General features: G+C 74.9%; 7 protein-coding genes. All 7 read right to left on the bottom strand.

Annotated elements, in window-relative coordinates; translation table 11 throughout:
• Positions 1–62 precede the first annotated feature (62 nt).
• The gene (locus ABZ354_RS26140; RefSeq protein ID WP_358660713.1) at positions 63–269 is read right to left on the bottom strand and encodes an MbtH family protein; all 207 of its coding nucleotides are present in this window, start codon (positions 267–269) and stop codon (positions 63–65) included.
• Positions 266–7444 carry an amino acid adenylation domain-containing protein gene (locus ABZ354_RS26145; protein WP_358660715.1) on the bottom strand — a complete coding sequence of 2393 codons (7179 nt, stop codon included), beginning with the start codon at positions 7442–7444 and terminating at the stop codon, positions 266–268. Before ABZ354_RS26145 ends, ABZ354_RS26140 begins: the two co-directional genes overlap by 4 nt.
• 281 nt (positions 7445–7725) lie before the next feature.
• Positions 7726–13047, bottom strand: a complete 5322-nt coding sequence (locus ABZ354_RS26150; RefSeq protein ID WP_358660717.1) for a condensation domain-containing protein — start codon at positions 13045–13047, stop codon at positions 7726–7728.
• A gap of 6 nt (positions 13048–13053) precedes the next feature.
• On the bottom strand, positions 13054–14904 hold the full coding sequence (locus ABZ354_RS26155; RefSeq protein WP_358660719.1) for a non-ribosomal peptide synthetase: 1851 nt from the start codon (positions 14902–14904) through the stop codon (positions 13054–13056).
• Positions 14901–15953: a TauD/TfdA family dioxygenase gene (locus ABZ354_RS26160; RefSeq protein ID WP_358660721.1), complete on the bottom strand. Its 1053-nt coding sequence runs from the start codon at positions 15951–15953 to the stop codon at positions 14901–14903. Before ABZ354_RS26160 ends, ABZ354_RS26155 begins: the two co-directional genes overlap by 4 nt.
• A 210-nt stretch (positions 15954–16163) precedes the next feature.
• Entirely contained in the window at positions 16164–16988 is an 825-nt protein-coding gene (locus ABZ354_RS26165) for an alpha/beta fold hydrolase (RefSeq protein ID WP_358660723.1), read from the bottom strand.
• Positions 16985–18088: non-ribosomal peptide synthetase (locus tag ABZ354_RS26170; protein ID WP_358660725.1), on the bottom strand; the 1104-nt coding region annotated here is incomplete at its 5' end. The genes ABZ354_RS26170 and ABZ354_RS26165, both read right to left, overlap by 4 nt.

The raw sequence follows: 18088 nt of genomic DNA on the forward strand, positions 1-18088 counted from the left end.
GGGTCGCGGCCGGCGCTTTGCCTTCGTTTGCCTTTTGGCGGGGTACTGATGTCCCGGCGGGTTCAGGAATACTGCGCGACGAGGCTCCGCGGGCGGATGTCGGTCCAGTTCGCGGCGACGTACTCCAGGGCGTCGGCACGCGCACCCGGGCCCCAGACAGCGTCCCAGCCTGCGGGAATGTCCGCGAAGACGGGCCACAGGGCGTGCTGGCCCTCCGTGTTGACCACGACGTGGAAGGTGCCATCGGCGTCGTCGAAGGGGTTGGTCATGACAGGCTCCTCAGTTTCTCGGAAAGGATACGGCCGATCAGGGCGAGCGGTTCGGGTTCTCCCATTCTGGTGTGGGAAACCCCGATCAGGTGATTCTCGACAGTGCCGTCGATATAGGGCAACCAGTTCTTGAAGAGATGGTTCTCCGTTTCCCCTTCCTCCAGGGCCCCCAGGAATACCAGGTCGGTTTTCACGGGGCGCGGGGAATACAGGTTCATGATTTCGGCGTGGTTGATGGAGGCGCCGATCACGGAGCGGATCTCGTCGTCGGAGAACGCGCCGAGCACGGGGTCGGTGAGCCGGACGAGTTCGATGAGGGCCTCGACGTCGAAGGGGGCGTCCTCGGGTACGTCCGCCGCGTCACCGACGAGCATGTCGCGCTTCTGCGCCGGCGTCATGCGGCGCCGCTCCGGCTCGGTCGGCAGCAGATGGACGTCCATCATGGCCAGCAGGTCGGTGCGTTCGCCGAGCTCGGCCAGGCGGGCGGCGAGGGCGTGGGCGACGGTGCCGCCGAAGGACCAGCCGAGGAAGCGGTAGGGGCCGTGCGGCTGGACCTCGCGGATCAGCGGCAGGTAGTCGTCGACCATCGCCTCCACCGACGGTGAGTCGTGGCCGAGTTCGCCCAGGGCCCGCGCCTGGATGGCGTAGAGCGGCTGGTCGGGGCCGAGGTGCCGGGTGAGGCCGGCGTACGACCAGCCGACGCCGGTGCCGGGGTGGAGGCAGAACAGCGGTGGCCTGCTGCCCCCGGTCTGGAAGGGCAGGACGACGCCCATCGGGTCGAAGCCGGTCGGCTCGTCGGCCAGCAGCCCGGCGACCGTCGGGGTGCGGAAGAGGTCCCGTACGCCGCATTCCAGTCCGAGGACCGCGCGCATCCTGCTGATCAGGCGGACGCCGAGCAGGGAGTGGCCGCCGAGGGTGAAGAAGTTGTCGTCGATGCCGACGTTCCGCACGCCGAGCACCTCGCCGAAGAGGCCGCACAGCAGTTCCTCGCGCGGGGTGCGCGGGACCCGGCCGGTGGTGCGTTCGGCGGGCGCGGGCGCGGGGAGGGCCCTGCGGTCGGGTTTGCCGTTGACGGTCAGCGGGATCGCGTCGAGCAGGACCGCCGCCGAGGGCACCATGTGTTCGGGGAGTTCGTCCGCCGCCCAGCGCAGCAGGCCGGGGCCGGTCAGGTCGTGTCCGGCGCGCGGCACGGCGTAGGCGACGAGGCGCTTGCCGCCGGGGCCGTCGTCGCGCACGACCACGGCCGCCTGGCCGACGGCCGGGTGCCGGGCGAGGAGGGCCTCGATCTCGCCGGGTTCGATGCGGAAGCCACGGAGCTTGACCTGGCCGTCGGCCCGGCCGAGGAAGCGGAGTTCGCCGTCGGCCGTCCACTGCACGAGGTCCCCGGTGCGGTACATGCGCCCGCCGTCCGCGCCGAACGGGTCGGGCACGAACCGCTCGGCCGTCAGCCCCGGGCGGCCTACGTAGCCGCGCGCCACCTGGCTGCCGGCGAGGTACATCTCGCCGGCCACGCCGCGCGGCACGGGCCGCAGCCGCTCGTCCAGGACGTGGACGCGGGTGTTGTCCAGGGGCACCCCCAGGTACACGCCGCGGACGGTGCGCTCGTGGACGGTGAAGCGCTGGTAGTGCGAGGCGAAGGTGGTCTCGGTGGGGCCGTAGCTGTGCACGAGGACGGTGTCCGGGCAGTGCGTCAGTACCCGCTGCAGGGCCTCCGGGGAGGCGACGTCGCCGCCGGCCCACACCTCGTCGAGCAGTTTCAGGGTGTCCAGGCCCTCGTCGGCGAGGATGTGGAACAGGCCCATGGTGAAGTAGGCGGCGGTCACGCCGTACGTACGGACGGTCTGGTCGATCTCCGCGAGGTCGGTGCCGTCACCGGGGCAGAACACGAGCTGTCCGCCGCCCAGCAGCGGCACCCACAGTTCGTAGGTGGAGGCGTCGAAGCCGATCGCCGAGTGCACGAGCATGCGGCGGTGGTGTGCGCGGTTGAAGCAGCGGTCGGTGACCAGCTCCACGACGTTGCGGTGGGTCACGCCGACGCCCTTGGGCCGGCCCGTGGAGCCGGACGTGAACATGATGTACGCCACGGCGTCCTCGCCGACCGTCACGTCCGGGGCGTCCGTGCGCGTCCCGTCCACCGTGCCGGGGGCGTCCACCGCCAGCACCCGCACCCCCGCCGCGGCCCGAGCGGTCACCGACGGCGCGGCGAGGTGCGCCCGCCGGGTGAGCAGCACCGTGGCTCCGGTGTCCTTGGTCATCATCCGTACCCGCGCCTGCGGGAGCTTCGGGTCCATCGGCACGTACGCCGCCCCGCACTTGAGCACCGCGAGCACGGCCACCAGCAGCAGCGGGGTGCGGTCCATCAGCACCGCGACCGCGCCGTCCCGGGCGACGCCGGCGGCGAGCAGGGTGTGCGCGAGGGCGTTGGCGCGCTCGTCCAGCTCGGCGAAGGTGACCTCGTCGTCGCCGTGCCGCAGGGCGACCCGGTCGGGGGTGCGGCGGGCCCGGGCGGCGAACCGCTCGTGCAGCAGGCCGCAGGCGGCGCGCGGCACGGCCGTGTCGTTGTACTCGGTCAGCAGCCGGAACTCCTCGTCCGGCGTGAGCAGGCCGATGTCGGAGATGCGCCGGGACGGGTCCTCGGCGACCGCCCGCAGGGTCCGCTCCAGGTGCGCGGTGAGCATGCGCGCGGTGGCGTCGTCGTAGAGGTCCGTGGCGTACTCCAGCACGCCGACGAGTCCGGCGGCAGCGCCGTCCGCGCTCCGGGTCTCTCTCAGGGACACCGTCAGGTCGAACTTGGTGAACCCGGAGTCGGTGCCCAGCGGCGTGCCCGACAGCGCGCCGCCCGCAGTGGCCCCGGGCCCGGCCGGTTCCACCTGGACGATGGTCTGCACGAGCGGGTGCCGGTCGGTGGAGCGGCGCGGGTTGAGGCGTTCCACGACCAGGTCGAAGGGGAGTTCCTGGTGGGCGAAGGCGGCCAGGTCGGTGGTGCGCACCCGGTCCAGCAGTTCGGCGAACCGCGGGTCGCCCGAGGTGTCGCAGCGCAGCACGAGGGTGTTGACGAAGAAGCCGACCAGGTCGTCGAGGACTTCGTCGTCGCGGCCCGCGACAACCGTGCCGAGCGGCAGGTCGGTGCCCGCGCCGTGCCGGGTGAGCAGCGAGGCGAGCGCCGCCTGCACCACCATGAACAGGGTGGCCCCGTGGTCCAGGGCGAGCCGCTCCAGCCGGGCGTGCACGCCGGCGTCCAGGGTCAGCGGCACGTACGCGCCGCGCTGCGACGCCTCGGCCGGGCGGGTCCTGGCCGGGGTGGGTGCCAGCGACTCGGGGGCGCCCGCGAGGGTGTCGCGCCAGAACGCCACGTCCGCGTCGGCGGCCGTGCCCTCCAGGGCGGCGCGTTCCCAGAGCGTGTAGTCGGTGTACTGCACCGGCAGCGGCTTCCAGTGGGGGGCCCGCCCGGCCTCGCGTGCCTCGTAGGCGGCGGCGAGGTCCGCGAGGAGCGGGCCGGTGGACCAGCCGTCGGCGGCGATGTGGTGCACCTGGAGCACGAGGATCTGCCCCGCGCCGTCCTCGCCGGCGAGGCCCTCCCCGCCGGTGCTCTCCTCGGTGATGAGGGCGGCCCGCAGCGGCAGGTCGGCGGCCAGGTCGAAGACGTGGCCCGCGGCGGCGTCCACGGCGTCCGCCGTCTCCCCCGCCGGGCAGGTGACGAGGTCCAGTACGGGGCGGGCGGCGCCCCCGGTCAGCACGTGCTGGTACGGCTCCCCGTCCACCGCCGGGTAGACGGTGCGCAGCACCTCGTGCCGGCCGGCGACGTCGGCCAGCGCCTCGGCGAGCACGCCGGCGTCCAGCGGCCGGTCCAGGCGCAGGGCGAAGGGGATGGTGTAGGAGCGGCTCGGGCCCTCCATCTGGTCCACGAACCACAGCCGGCGCTGCGCGTACGACAGCGGGACCCGCGCGGGCCGCAGGGCCTCCGGTACCGGCACCGGTCCGGAGCGTCCGGCGGGCAGGCCCTGTTCGGTCAGGCGTGCCGCGAGCTCGCGGGGGGTGGGGGCGAGGAACAGGTCCCGGATGCGGGCCTGCACGCCCCAGGTGGCGCGGATGCGGTTGACGAGGCGGACACCGTTCATCGAGTGCCCGCCGACCGTGAAGAAGTTGGCGTCGGGGCCGACCTCGCCGCGGCCGATCACCTCGGCGAACAGCTCGCACAGCACCTTCACCGCGTCGGGCCGTCCGGTGACGGCGGGACGGGTCCGGGCGGTTGCCTGCTGCTCGCGCCGGGCGTGTTCGAGTCCTGCGCGCAGGGCGGTGATGCGGGCCTGTTCGGTGGGGGTGGGCAGCCGGTCGCCGGCCGCGGGGGCGTGCGGGTCGGCGGCGGCCCGCTCCAGGGCCCGGACGAACAGGTCGAGCAGCAGCCGGGCCGTGCCGGGTTCGAACAGGTCGGCGGCGTACTGCCACCACACCTTCAGACCGCCGTCGGGCAGAGCCACGCAGGAGGCGCTGAGGTCGAACTTGGCGGCCTCCAGGCCCGGTTCGGCGAACCGCCCGGCGAGCGGGCCCTCGATGCCGGCGCCGGACCCGTCGTCGGTCTCGGCGGTGAGCATGACCTGGAAGAACGGGTTCACGGCGAGGCCGCGTTCGGGCGCCAGGTGCTCCACGAGTAGGTCGAAGGGCAGGTCCTGGTGGGCGTAGGCGGCGAGGTCCGCGTCCCGGGCGCGGTCCACGAGCTCGGCGTAGGAGACCGGCCCGGACACGTCGGTGCGCAGCACCAGGGTGTTGACGAAGAAGCCGACGAGCCCGTCGAGGGCCTCGTCGCCCCGGCCGGCGACCGGTGTGCCGATCGCGATGTCCTGCCCCGCGCCGGCCGCGGCCATGGCGAGCGCCAGCGCCGGCTGGAGCAGCATCAGCAGGCTCGCGCCCCGCTCCTCGCCCAGGGCGGTCAGGCGCCGCAGGACGTCGGGGCCGAGGGTGGCGGTGAGGGTGGCGGCGGTGCCGGTGGGTTCCGTCGGGCGGGGCCGGTCGGCGGGCAGGTCCAGCACGCCGGGCATGCCGTCGAGGGCGGCCCGCCAGTACGTCAGGTGTGCGTCCGGGTCGGCGAGCAGGTCGCGCTGCCACAGGGTGTAGTCGGCGTACTGCACGGGCAGCGGCTCCCCGTAGGGGGCCGTGCCCGCGCGACGGGCCGCGTAGGCGGCGGAGAGGTCGTTCAGCAGGGGGCCGACGGACCAGCCGTCGGTGGCGATGTGGTGGGTGAGCAGGACGAGCGTCGCCGTCCGCGGCTCGTCGTCCGTTTCTCCGTCCGTCTGCGTCCCGGTCAGGATCAGGGCGGCGCGCAGCGGCAGTTGGCGTGCCAGGTCGAAGGTGCCGGAGGTGAAGCGGGCCGCCTCGGTGTCGGAGTCGGCGGCGGTGGCGCAGGTCCGCACGTCCAGCGGGACGGGCGGCGTGTCCAGGACGTGCTGGTACGGCTCCCCGTCGACGGCCGGGTACACGGTCCGCAGCACCTCGTGCCGCTCCACCAGGTCGGCGAGGGCGGCGGCCAGCGCCTCCGTGTCGGGCGCCTCGTCCAGCCGCAGCACGATCGGCAGGTGGTAGGTGGTGGAGGGTCCCTCCAGCGCGGCGAGGAACCACAGCCGTTTCTGCGCGTACGACAGCGGCACGCGGTCCTCGGCGGCGGGCGGGTCGCAGGCAGCGGCGTCGTGCACGTCGTACGCCGGGTCCGGCGCGGCGGCCGGGGCGGGCGCGCCGCCGACCGGCCGCGCGGCGCGGGCCCTGAGCACCTTGCGGTCGATCTTTCCGGAGGAAGTGCGGGGCAGGGCGTCCACCAGGGTGAACGTGCCGGGCACGGCGGCGGCGGGCAGCGCGCGCCGGGTGTGCTCGCGCAGCCCGTCCGGGTCCGTGCCGGGCTCGGCGACCACGAAGGCGGTCAGCTGCTTGCCGTCGCCGGGCCCGTCCACGGCGACGACGGCCGCCTCGCGCACGGCCGGGTGGCCGGAGAGCACCGACTCGACGGACGCCGGGTCGACCCGGTGGCCGTTGATCTTCACCTCGTCGTCGGCGCGGCCCACGAAGCCGAGCTGCCCGTCTTCCCGTACGCGCACGAGGTCGCCGGTGCGGTAGGCGCGCTCCTCGCCGAGCCGGGTGAAGCGGCGGTCGGTCAGGTCCGGCCGGCCCAGGTAGCCGAGGGCCAGTCCACCGCCCAGCAGCCACAGTTCACCGTCCACGACGGCGGCGCGTACGCCGGGCAGCGGGGTGCCGATCGGCACCGGGCCGTCCGAGTGGCGGGACAGGTCGGCGACGGTGGCGACGACGGTCGCCTCGGTGGGCCCGTACGTGTTCAGCAGCCGCACCCGGCCGGGGTCCACGGCCGCGCACCACTGGGCCACGCGCTCCGGCAGCGCGGCCTCGCCGCCGATGATCACGGTCCGCAGGGTGGGCGGCAGTTCGGCGAGCCCGGCGGCCAGCGCGTGCGCCAGCTCGTGCCAGTAGGCGGTGGGCAGGTCGAGGACGGTGACGCCGTGGGCGGCGCAGCCGGCCAGCAGCCCCGGCACGTCGAGCATCTCCTCGTCGCGCAGGACGAGCGTGGCGCCCGCGCCCAGGGTCAGGAACACCTCCTCCACGCTCGCGTCGAAGTGCAGCGGGGCGAACTGGAGCACCACGTCGTCGGCGGTGACGCCGTACACGGCGGTGGCCGCGGCGGTGAACCGGGCGAGCGCGTCCTGTCCGACGACCACGCCGTTCGGGGTGCCGGTGGAGCCCGACGTGTAGATGACGTACGCCGCCTCCGGGTCGACGCCGGGGCCGGGCAGCACGTGCTCGCCGTCGACGGCCGCGAGGTCGGTTCCCGTGCAGTCGGCGAGGACGGCGGCGGTGCGGGTGGCGGGGGCGGCGGGGTCCAGCGGGAGGTAGGCGGCGCCTGTCCGCAGGGCGGCGAGCAGGCCGACGACGGCGTCGATGCCGCGCGGTCTGCTGACGGCCACGAGGCGTCCCGGCCCGGCGCCCCGGGCGGTCAGCTCGTCGGCGCGGAAGGCGACGGCGAGGGCCAGCTGCCCGTAGGTCAGGCGGCGTTCGCCGTCCACGAGGGCGATCCGCTCGGCGTCCTGCCCGGCGATCCGGTCCAGGACGCGGGGCGCCGGCTGGGGCACCGGGCCGCCGTCCAGGACGGCGGACGCGGCAGGGGCGGTCGAGGGCATCGCGGAGCCTCCAGGCGAGGTGGTCGGAGGAGCGGGTGACTGGTCTGCCCCCACGCTAGGGACACCGGGCGCGCCCGAGCGGCAGTCCCCGGGGCAGCTCCGCGGCGCCCGGACGGTGCGGTGCTGCCCCTCGGCGCGCGCTACTGCCGCTGTATCTGCCGCAGGGGCCCGCGGCGCAGGGGCTCCGTGAGCGCGCGAAAGCCCGGAGCACGTGACGCGGGGTCACGTGCTCCGGGCCGGTCGACGGGACGAGCGCGGGCGGGCGGGCGGGCGGCGGGCGGTTACGGCCGGCTGACCGGGGTCCCCCCGCGTGTCCGGCGCCGCAGTGGCGGTGGCGTGGGCGGTACCGGGCCGGGCGCGGACCGGCCGGCCTCCGCCGCGAGGTGGGCGGCGAGCTTCGCCGGGGTGGGGTGGCGGAACACCTCCCGGAGGGTCAGCTCGCGGCCCAGGTCGGCCCGGATGCGGTTGACCAGGCGGACCGCGAGCAGGGAGTGGCCGCCGGCCTTGAAGAAGTTGTCGCCCGGGCCCATGTCGCGTCCGTCCAGCACTTCCGCGAACAGCCGCAGCACGTTGGTGAGCAGGGTCTCCTGCGGCCCGGCCGGTTCCTCGGTGTGCTCCCGGGGTGGGTGCGGGGTGTCCGCCAGGGTGATCACGGCCGGGACCGTGTACTCCGGCAGGCGTTCGGCCGCCCACGCCTGGAGCTCGGCCTCCGTGACGCCCGGGGCCGTCACCCGCGCGGTGACCCGGTCGTCCTCGACGCGGACGCCGGCCTCACTCACCGCCGGGTGGTCGCCCAGCACCGCCGCCACGTGCCGTACGTCGATCCGGTAGCCGTTCGCCACGGGCCGCTCGCCGCGCCGGTCGGCCGGGGCGGGCAGGTCCGTGACCCGGGCGCCGGGGTCGGCGGCGAACAGTTCCAGGGCCGTCGTGAGCAGCGTGGTCAGACGCGCCGCCCCGGCGGGTCCGTACAGGTCGGTGGCGTATTCGAGGACGCCCGCGAGGGTGCCGTCCGGCTGTTCGGTGAGCGCGAACGTCAGGTCCGACTTGGCGGACCCCGACCGGTGGGCCAGCTCGGTGCCGGCCAGCGGACCGGCCGGCGCGGGCCCCGTGCCGCCGAGGGTGTCGAGGCGGAGCATGACCTGCACAAGCGGGTGGTGGGCGGAGGAGCGGTGCGGGTTGAGGTGCTCCACCAGCAGGTCGAAGGGCAGGTCCTGGTGGTCGTAGGCGGCCAGGCCGGCGTCGCGGACCCGTTCGAGCAGCGTCCCGAAGTCGGGGTCGGCCGACGTGTCGGTGCGCAGCACCAGGGTGTTGACGAAGAAGCCGACCAGTCCGGACAGCGCGTCGTCGGAGCGTCCCGCGACGGCGGTGCCGATCGCGAGGTCGGTGCCCGCGCCGAGCCGGGTCAGGGACGCGGCCAGGGCGGCCTGCACGGCCATGAAGAGGGTGGCTCCCCGGGACCGTGCCGTGCGGGCCAGGGCCCGGTGGGTGGCGGCGGGCACCGTGAAACCGGTGAGCGCGCCGCGTCCCGAGGGCAGCGCGGGGCGGGGCCGGTCGGTCGGCAGGTCGGTCAGCGGCGGCAGGTCCGCGAGGGTCCGCTCCCAGAAGCGCAGGTCGCGGTCGGCTCCCCCGTCGGCGAGCAGCCCGTGCTGCCACAGGGTGTAGTCGGCGTACTGGAGCGGCAGCGCGGGTCCGTCCGGTGCCCGCCCCGCGGCGCGTGCCTCGTAGGCGGCGGAGAGGTCGGCCAGCAGCGGTCCGGTGGACCAGCCGTCGGCGGCGATGTGGTGCAGGAGCAGCACCAGGGTCTGCCGGCCCTGGCCCTGCGGGTAGAACAGCCAGGCGCGCAGCGGGATGTCCCGGGCCAGGTCGAAGACGTGCCCGGCGGCGGTGTCCACGGCGGCCGCGACGTCGGCCGGCCGGCCGAGTTCCAGGTGGGGCCGCGCCTGCTCCAGCACCCGCTGGTGGGGCTCGCCGCCCTCGGTGCCGTACACGGTGCGCAGCACCTCGTGCCGCTCGGCCACGTCCGCGAGCGCGTCGGCCAGGGTCATCGGGTCCAGCGGCCGGTCCAACTGCCGTACCAGGGCGATGTTGTACGTGGCGGACGGTCCCTGGAGCTGGTCGACGAACCACAGCCTGCGTTGCGCGTACGACAGGGGCAGCCGCTCGGGGCGCTCTTCCGGGGGTGTCGCGGTGGGTGCGGGCCGGGCCGGGGCGCCGGTGCCGTTCGCCGCGAGCCGCTGGTGCAGGGCGGCCGGGGTGGGGGCGAGGAACAGGTCGCGGATGCCGGCCTCGACGCCGAGGACCGACCGGACCCGGTTGGCGAGTTTCCCGGCGAGCAGGGAATGCCCGCCGGACTTGAAGAAGTTGCTGTGGGCGGTGAAGTCCTCGCCCCGGCCGAGGGCTTCGGCGAACAGCGCGGTGAGGATCTCCACGCGGGGGCCGGCGGCGGGGGCCGTGGGTGCGCTGTCCGCCGGTCCGGGGGCGGCGGCCGCCGTGAGCGCCGCGCGGCGGGCGGCGAAGGCGCGTTCCTCCTCGGCGGTGACCAGCGACAGCTGCGACAGTCGTGCCTCGGTGCCCCGGGTGAGGGCGCGCAGGGCCCGGGTGAAGATCTCCAGCAGCGTCTCGGCGGTGCGCGCGTCGAACAGGTCGCGCGCGTACTGGAGGTGCAGGTCGAGACCGGCGGGCCCGCCGTCCGGCGCGCGGCGTACGGCGCAGTGGAAGGCGAGGTCGAACTTGGCGGCGCCCAGGTCGGTGCTGGTGGCCTCGGCGGTGAGCCGGCCGAGCGCGGCCCGTTCCGCGGCGGCCTCCTGCACGGTGAGCATCACCTGGAAGAGGGGGTGCTCGCCCAGGGCCCGGTCCGGCTCGGCGAGCCTCTCCACGAGCAGGTCGAAGGGGAGGTCCTGGTGGTCGAAGGCGGCCAGGTCGGCGTCCCGGATCCGGTCGACCAGCTGCCCGACGGCGGGGTCGCCGGACAGGTCGGCGCGCAGCACCAGGGAGTTGACGAAGCAGCCGACCAGGTCGTGCAGGTCCTGGTGGGAGCGGCCCGCGGCGGGGGTGCCCACGGCGAGGTCCGTGCCGGCGCCGGCGGCCGACAGCGCGGCGGCCAGCGCGGCGCGGGCCACCATGAACAGGCTGGCGCGGCGTTCGCGCGCCAGCGCCGCCAGCGCGCGGTGGGTGTCCGCGTCCAGCGTCGCGGTGACCGCCGCCCCGCGTCCCGTGGGTTCGGCCGGGCGGGGCCGGTCGTACGGGAGGTCCGTGCGCGGGGGCAGGCCGTCGAGGGCCTGCTGCCAGAAGGCCGTCAGCCGCTCGTGGGCCGGCCCGGACAGCAGTTCGCGCTGCCACAGGGCGAAGTCGGCGTACTGCACGGGCAGCGCCCGCCACTGCGGTGCCCGGCCGGCGAGCCGTGCCTCGTACGCCTCGCCGAGGTCGCGCAGCAGCGGCGCGAGCGACCAGCCGTCGGTGGCGATGTGGTGCACGAGGAGCACCAGTACGGCCGTGCCGTCGCCCGGCAGGAACACCCGGACCCGCAACGGCCCCTCGGTGGTGAGGTCGAGCTGTTCGCGGCCGAAGGCCGCCACGCGTGCGTCGGTCTCGGCGGCCGGGCACTCCTCCCACGCGGGCAGTCCGCCCGGGCACAGGGCGGCGGGCAGCACCTGCTGGTGGGGCTCGCCGCCTTCCGCGCCGTACACCGTGCGCAGCACCTCGTGCCGTTCGCGGAGGTCCGCGAGGGCCGCGGTCAGCGCGCGCCGGTCGGGCACGCCGTCGAGGCGGAGCACGAGCGGCGCGTTGTAGCGGGCGGAGGTGCCCTCGATGCGGCCGAGCAGCCACAGGGCGCGCTGCGCCGCCGACAGCGGGAGCGGGGTGGGGCGTTCGGCGGCGGGTACGGCGGTCAGGGCGGGCCGGCCGGCCGTGCCCGCGCTCTGGGCCGTCTCGGTGAGGCGGCGGTGCAGTGCGGCGGGGGTGGGCGCGAGGAACAGGTCGCGGATGCCGGCCTGGACGCCGAGGGCGCCTCGGACGCGGTTGACGAGCTTCCCGGCGAGCAGCGAGTGTCCGCCGCTGCGGAAGAAGTTGGCGTCCGCGGTGACGGTGTCGCGGCCCAGGACCTCGGCGAACAGTCCGCAGAGGATCTCCTCGCGCGGCGTGAGGACGTCCGCCCGTACGGGCGCGGGCCGGTCCTCGCCGGCGGTCACGGCCTGCGCGGCGCGTTCGCTGCGGGCGGCCAGGGCGCGCCGCTCCCCGGCGGTCAGGGTCCGCAGCTCGGACAGGCGGCGCAGCGGCTCGTCGGCGAAGGCGGCGAGGGTTCGCAGGTGCGCGTCGAGCAGGAGGCGGGCGGTGTCCTCGTCGAAGAGGTCCTCGGCGTAGGTGAGGGAGACGGTGATGCCGTCCGGGCGCCCGTCCGCGGTGTGCTGTTCGGCGCAGTACCAGGTCAGGTCGAACTTCGCGGCGTCCAGACCGGTGTCCGCGGCGCGGCCGGTGATGCCGTCGGCGAAGCGGACCGTACCGGCGTCCGTGTCGTCCGCCGCGACGGTCAGCATCACCTGGAAGAAGGGGTGGTGCCCCAGGGCCCGTTCGGGTGCGAGTTTCTCCACCAGCACGTCGAAGGGCAGGTCCTGGTGGTCGTAGGCGGCCAGGTCGGTGTCGCGGACCCGGGCCACCAGGTCGGTGACGGCCGGGTCGCCGGACAGGTCGGTGCGCAGGGCCAGGGAGTTGACGAAGAATCCGACGAGGTCGCTCAGGTCCTCCTCGGGGCGGCCCGCGACGGGCGTCCCGATCACCACGTCCTCGCCCGCCCCGGCCGCGGTCAGTGTCGCCGCGAGCGCGGCCCGGGTCACCATGGTGAGGGTGGCCCGGTGGCCGCGGGCCAGTGCCAGCAGCCCGCCGTGGGCCGCCGCGTCCAGCCGGGCGGTGACGGTGGCGCCGCGCCCGGACGGTTCCGTGGGACGGGGCCGGTCGGCCGGCAGGGCGATCACGGGCGGCGCGCCGGCCAGGGCGTCCCGCCAGAAGGCGAGTTGTTCGGCGGCCAGGCTCTCCGGGTCGTCCGGGTCGCCGAGCATGTCGTGCTGCCACAGCGTGTAGTCCGTGTACTGCACGGGCAGCGGCTCCCGGTCGGGGGCCAGGCCCGCGCGCCGCGCGTCGTAGGCGGCGGCCAGGTCGCGCAGCAGGGGGCGTACGGACCACCCGTCGGTGGCGACGTGGTGGATCAGCAGGACGAGGGTGGAGGTGTCCCGGCCGTCCGGGGTGGCGGCGCCGGACCGGAACAGGCGGGCGAGCAGCGGTGGCTGTGCGGTGATGTCGATGGCCTGCCGGACGAACGCGGCGACGGCTGCGTCGCGTTCGCCGGGCGGGTGGTCCTCGACGGTGAGGGGGCCGACGGCGCCGGCCTCCCGGACGTGCTGGTGGGGCTCCCCGTCGGCGTCTGCCGCGAGGACCGTCCGCAGCACCTCGTGCCGCTCGACCACGTCGGCCAGGGCGGCGCGCAGGGCTCCGGTGTCCGGGACGCCGTCCAGGTGGAGCACGACGGGGGCGTTGTAGGCGGCGGAGGCTCCGTGCAGGCGGCCCAGGAACCACAGCCGGCGTTGGGCGAACGACAGCGGGATCACGGTCATCGTCCTTTACGTGTCCTGGCCCGGCGCGGCGGCGACGAGCGTGTCGATGTGGATGGCCAGGTCGCGCAGCCGGGGGTTGGCGTAGACGGCCTTGACGGGGAGGGTGACGCCGAGTTCGGCGCGGACCCGCGACGCCAGCTTGATGGCGAGGAGGGAGTGGCCGCCCAGCTTGAAGAAGTTGTCGTCGGGGCCGATTCCGGTCTTGCCGAGCACGGTGGACCAGACTCCGGCGATCAGCGCCTGGGAGGGCGTCAGGGCCGGCTCGGCGGTCCCGGCGGGGGCCTCGGTCGCGGTCGGCGCGGGCAGCGCGGCCTTGTCGAGCTTGCCCTGGGTGGTGGTGGCGAACCGGTCCACGGCCACGAACGCGGCGGGCACCATGTAGGCGGGCAGCTCGGCCGCGAGGCGGTCGCGCAGCTCGGCCGCGCCGGCCGGGGCGGCCGACGGGTCCTGCGGGCGGTGGTAGGCGACCAGCCCGGGGGCGCCGTTGACCTCGTCGCGCAGGACGACGACGGCTTCGGCGATCTCCGGCTGCGCCGCGAGGGCGGCTTCGATCTCGGCGAGTTCGATGCGGTGGCCGCGCAGCTTGATCTGGCCGTCGGCGCGTCCCAGGTAGGCGAGGCGGCCCTCGGGCAGCAGCCGGACGCGGTCGCCGGTGCGGTACATGCGGCCGCCGTCGGCCCGCGGGTCGGGCACGTACCGTTCGGCCGTCAGGCCGGGGCGGCGACGGTAGCCGCGGCCCACTCGCGAGCCGGCCAGGTACAGTTCGCCGCTTCCGCCGGCCGGGACCGGGTTCAGCTTCTCGTCCAGGACCCGCGCGCTCAGGCCCGGGAGGACCGACCCGATGTGCGGTTCGTCGGCGGCGTCGATCCAGCCTGCGGTGGAGTCCACGGTGCACTCGGTGGGCCCGTACAGGTTGACCGCGCGCAGCACCCCGGCGGTGACCTGCTCGCCGATGCGGCGCCACAGGGCCGGGCTGATGGCCTCGCCGCCGATGAGCAGCGTCAGGGGCCGGTGGCCGCCGTCGGCCGCGAGCAGGTCGAGCAGCGGCTCGGCGTGCGACGGGGTGATGTCCAGGTCGGTCAGGCACTGCTCGTCGACGAATCCGGCCAGCAGTACGGGGTCGTGGCGGGTGTCGTCGTCGATCATGACGAGCGTGTCGCCGCGGCAGATCCGGACCCACTGCTGCACGGAGGCGTCGAAGGACGGGGAGGCGTTCCAGCCGACCCGGCCGAGGCCCGGGGAGGCGATGCCCTCGGACTCCAGTTCGGCCAGCAGCGCGGAGGCGGCGGACCGGTTGATCTCCACGCCCTTGGGGCGGCCGGTGGAACCGGAGGTGTAGATGACGTACGCGAGGCTGCCGCCGGAGACGGGCACCGGCCGGTAGGCCTGGCCGTGGCTGTCGCCGAGGGCTCCGTCGTGGGCGAGGAGGTCGGCGACGGCGATGTGCGGGGTGCCGGGCACCTCAGCGGTGCCGTCGGCGGTGACGACCAGGTCGGCGCCGGAGTCCTCGACCAGGTAGCGGCGCCGGTCGGCGGGGAGCTTCGGGTCGACGGGCAGGTAGGCGGCGCCCGCGGTGAGGGTGCCGATCAGCGCGGCCACCAGGTCGGCACCGCGCGGCAGGGCGAGCGCGACGACGCTCTCGGGGCCGATGCCGCGGGCGGTGAGGCGGCCGGCGATGCGCATGGCCTCGGCCCGGAGGGCGGCGAAGGACAGCTCGCGGTCGGCGGCGACCACGGCGGGGCGGTCCGCGGGCGCGAGGGCCAGGCGGTCCAGCAGGTCGGTGACGGACGGGTTCGGGTCGGTGTCGGGCGCGGTGCGGGTGCGCTCGGGGAGGACGGCGGTCATGGCGGTGGTCACGCTCCGGTGTGAACGGTGGTGGACGGCTGGGAGGTGGGGGCGCAGTCGGCGAGCGCGACCGGCTCACCCATGGCGACGAGGATCTTGCGGTCCCCCTTGAACGCCTCACGGCCGTGGGCGCACAGCAGGTTGTCGACGAGCATCAGGTCGCCCTGCTGCCAGGTCTCCCGCACGGTCACCTGGTCGTAGACGGCGTTGATGGCGTCGACCTCGTCGTCGGTGAGGCGGCTGCCGTCGCCGAGGTAGGTGTTGAACGGCAGGCCGTCCTCGCCGTACGTCTCCTCCAGCACCTCGCGGACGTCCGGGTCGAGGGTGCGGCTGTTCCAGAAGGCGAAGTGGTTGAACCAGCAGCGCTCGCCCGTCACCGGGTGGGTGATGATCGCCGAGCGGCGCTGACGGGTGACCATGGAGTCGTCGTCCAGCCACTCGTAGCCGACGGTGTTCTCCGTGCAGTACGCCTCGGCGACGGCCTTGTCCTCGGTGGCGAAGGTCCGGTACCAGGGCAGGCCGGCCAGCTCGGAGTAGTTGCGGACCAGCAGCCAGCCCGTCTTCTCGAAACGGGCGACCAGCTCCGGCGGCAGCAGCCGCAGCGCCTCGCGCATGTCGCCGACGGTGGTCGCGCCGCCCTCCTCGGGCGCGGTGACGCAGCCGAACAGCAGCACGCCGGGGAAGTCCAGGGTGTAGCTGTTCTCGTTGTGCAGCCGGATCGGCTGGACGGCGGGCAGGTCGGTGGAGGAGAACACGCCCTCGCCGAAGTCGGTGCGCGGAGTGGCCTTCTCCTTGTAGCCGGCGCGCCGGCTGATCAGCGCGTCGCGGGCGGCGGCGAAGCTCGCGGCGTCAGTCACGGGCAGGCCGCGCAGCAGGACGGCGCCCGAGCGGTGCAGTTCGGCCTGGACGGACTCGCGGTGGGCGGTCAGCCAGGCCACCGCCTCGTCGATGCCGCCGGTGGCGGGCACGTGCACGACGACGGGCTTGCCCGCCTCGCGGACCGGCACGACCGGGTCCGTGTCGAGGGCGGCCGGGGCGGGGGCGTCTGCGTGAAGGGTCATGAGAGTTCCTCGGGTGAGTGCGTCTTTTGCGTGCGTCCGCGCGGAGGACGGCGGGGCTCGCGCGAGTCGGGAGCGTGCGTGAGTCGGGAGAGCGCGTGCGTCGGGAGAGCGCGTGCGTCGAACGGTGCGTGCTCCGGGAGAGACGGAAACGCGGGGACGGTCGGGAGGCCGTGGCGGGCGGCGGAGGCGGTGCCTGCGGTCGCGGGGCCGTCAGGCGACGGTGGCCGTGACCTTGCCGTCGAGCACCGTGGACAGCACGGTGAAGAACTCCGGCAGCCGGCCCTGGTAGTAGAAGTGGCCGCCCGGCAGGACGTGGTGGGCGAAGCCGTGGTCGGTGACGTCGGCCCAGTGGTGCAGCGACTCGGCGGGCGCCACCGGGTCCGCGTCGCCGCCGATGACGGTCACCGGGCAGTCCACGCGCGCCTTGTCCGCCGGGCACTGGTACACGTCGTCGATGGCGAAGTCGGCGCGGATGGACGGGATGACGATCTCGCGCAGCTCCGGGTCGTCGAGGATCCCGTCGTCGGTGCCGCCGCGGACCTTGATGGCGGCCACGAGTTCGTCGTCGTCCAGCCGCTCGGGGTGGACCACGGCCGGGTTGGCGAGGAACGGCGCCCGGCACGCGGAGGCGACCAGGGCCCGCGGGGTGCGGCCGGCCGCCTGGAGCAGCCGGACCACCTCGAAGGCGACGAGGGAGCCCATGCTGTGGCCCAGCACCACGAGGTCGTCGGTGACCCCGTCGGGCAGGCACGCCGCCACCGGTCCGGCGAGGTCCGCGATGTCGCGGGGCAGTTCCTCTGCGTAGCGGGCTCCGCGCCCCGGGTACTGGCCGACCAGCAGCCGTACGTCGGCGGGGAGGTACTCGCGCCACTCGGCGTAGCCGTGGGCGTTCCCCCCGGCGTGCGGCAGGACCAGGAGCGCGGTGCGCTGCGGGCCCTCGCCCGGCAGGTCCCACACCACGTCGTCGGGCGCGGGCCCGTCGGGGGCGTACGTGCCCAGGTCGATCGGGCCGGCCGGTGCGGTCGGGTCGGTCATGAGGAACTCCGTTCCTGGTCGGTGGTGCGGCGGCGCAGGGCGGGGCGGGCCCGCCGGGGCCGGTTGGCGCCGGACGCCTGCCGTGACGCGATGCACTGGGCGAGGGCGGCCGGGGTGGGGTTCTGGAACACGTCGCGGAGGGTGAGGGTGACACCGAGCGCGGTTCCGAGCCGGTGGGTGAGGCGGGCGGCGAGCAGGGAGTGCCCGCCGTGCGCGAAGAAGTCGTCGTCGATCGTCAGAGGGCCGGCCGCGCCCAGCGCTTCGGCGAACGCGTCGCGGACGGTGCCTTCGAGAGGGGTGCGCGGGGCCCGGCCGTCGGTGGACACCACGGCCTGCGGGGCGGGCAGCGCCCGTTTGTCGATCTTCCCGTTGGGCGTGAGCGGCAGCCGCTCCATCGGCACCACGAACGCGGGCACCATGTGATCGGGCATCCGTTCCCGCAACCAGCGCCTGATCTCCTGCGGTTCGGTACCGGCGGGGTCGGCCGCCACCGTGTAGGCGACGAGCCGGGGCGTGCCGTCGACGTCGGTGTGGACGGCGAGTGCGGCCTGGGTGAGGTGGGGGTGGGTGGTGAGGACGGTCTCGATCTCGGTGGGCTCGATACGGAACCCGCGGATCTTGACCTGGCCGTCGGTCCGGCCGGCGTAGTGCAGAGCACCGTCCCGGTCCCAGTGCGCCAGGTCACCGGTGCGGTAGAGACGACTGCCCGCCGACCCGAACGGATGGGGCAGGAACCGGGTCGCCGTGGTGCCCGGCTGCGCGAGATAACCGTGCGCGAGACCGTCACCGGCCAAATACACCTCACCGATCACCCCGGCCGGCACCGGACGCAACCGCTCGTCCAGGACGTACGCGTACTTGTTCACGACCGGCCGCCCGATCGGCACACTCACGTCGGGGACGGAGCGCTGGTCCACCCGGTAGGTGGTCGTGAATCCCATCGACTCCGCGGGACCGTAACCATTGACGATCCTCAACCGCGGACACAGCCCGTACAACCGAGAGATGTGCGTGGGCGACGCCGGCTCACCACCGGTGAACACCACCCCCACCGACGCGAAAGCCTCCGGATGCTCATCCACCAGATAGTTGAAAAGACT

This window comes from Streptomyces sp. NPDC005925 (genome assembly GCF_040638805.1).
In the GTDB taxonomy this organism is placed as follows: domain Bacteria; phylum Actinomycetota; class Actinomycetes; order Streptomycetales; family Streptomycetaceae; genus Streptomyces.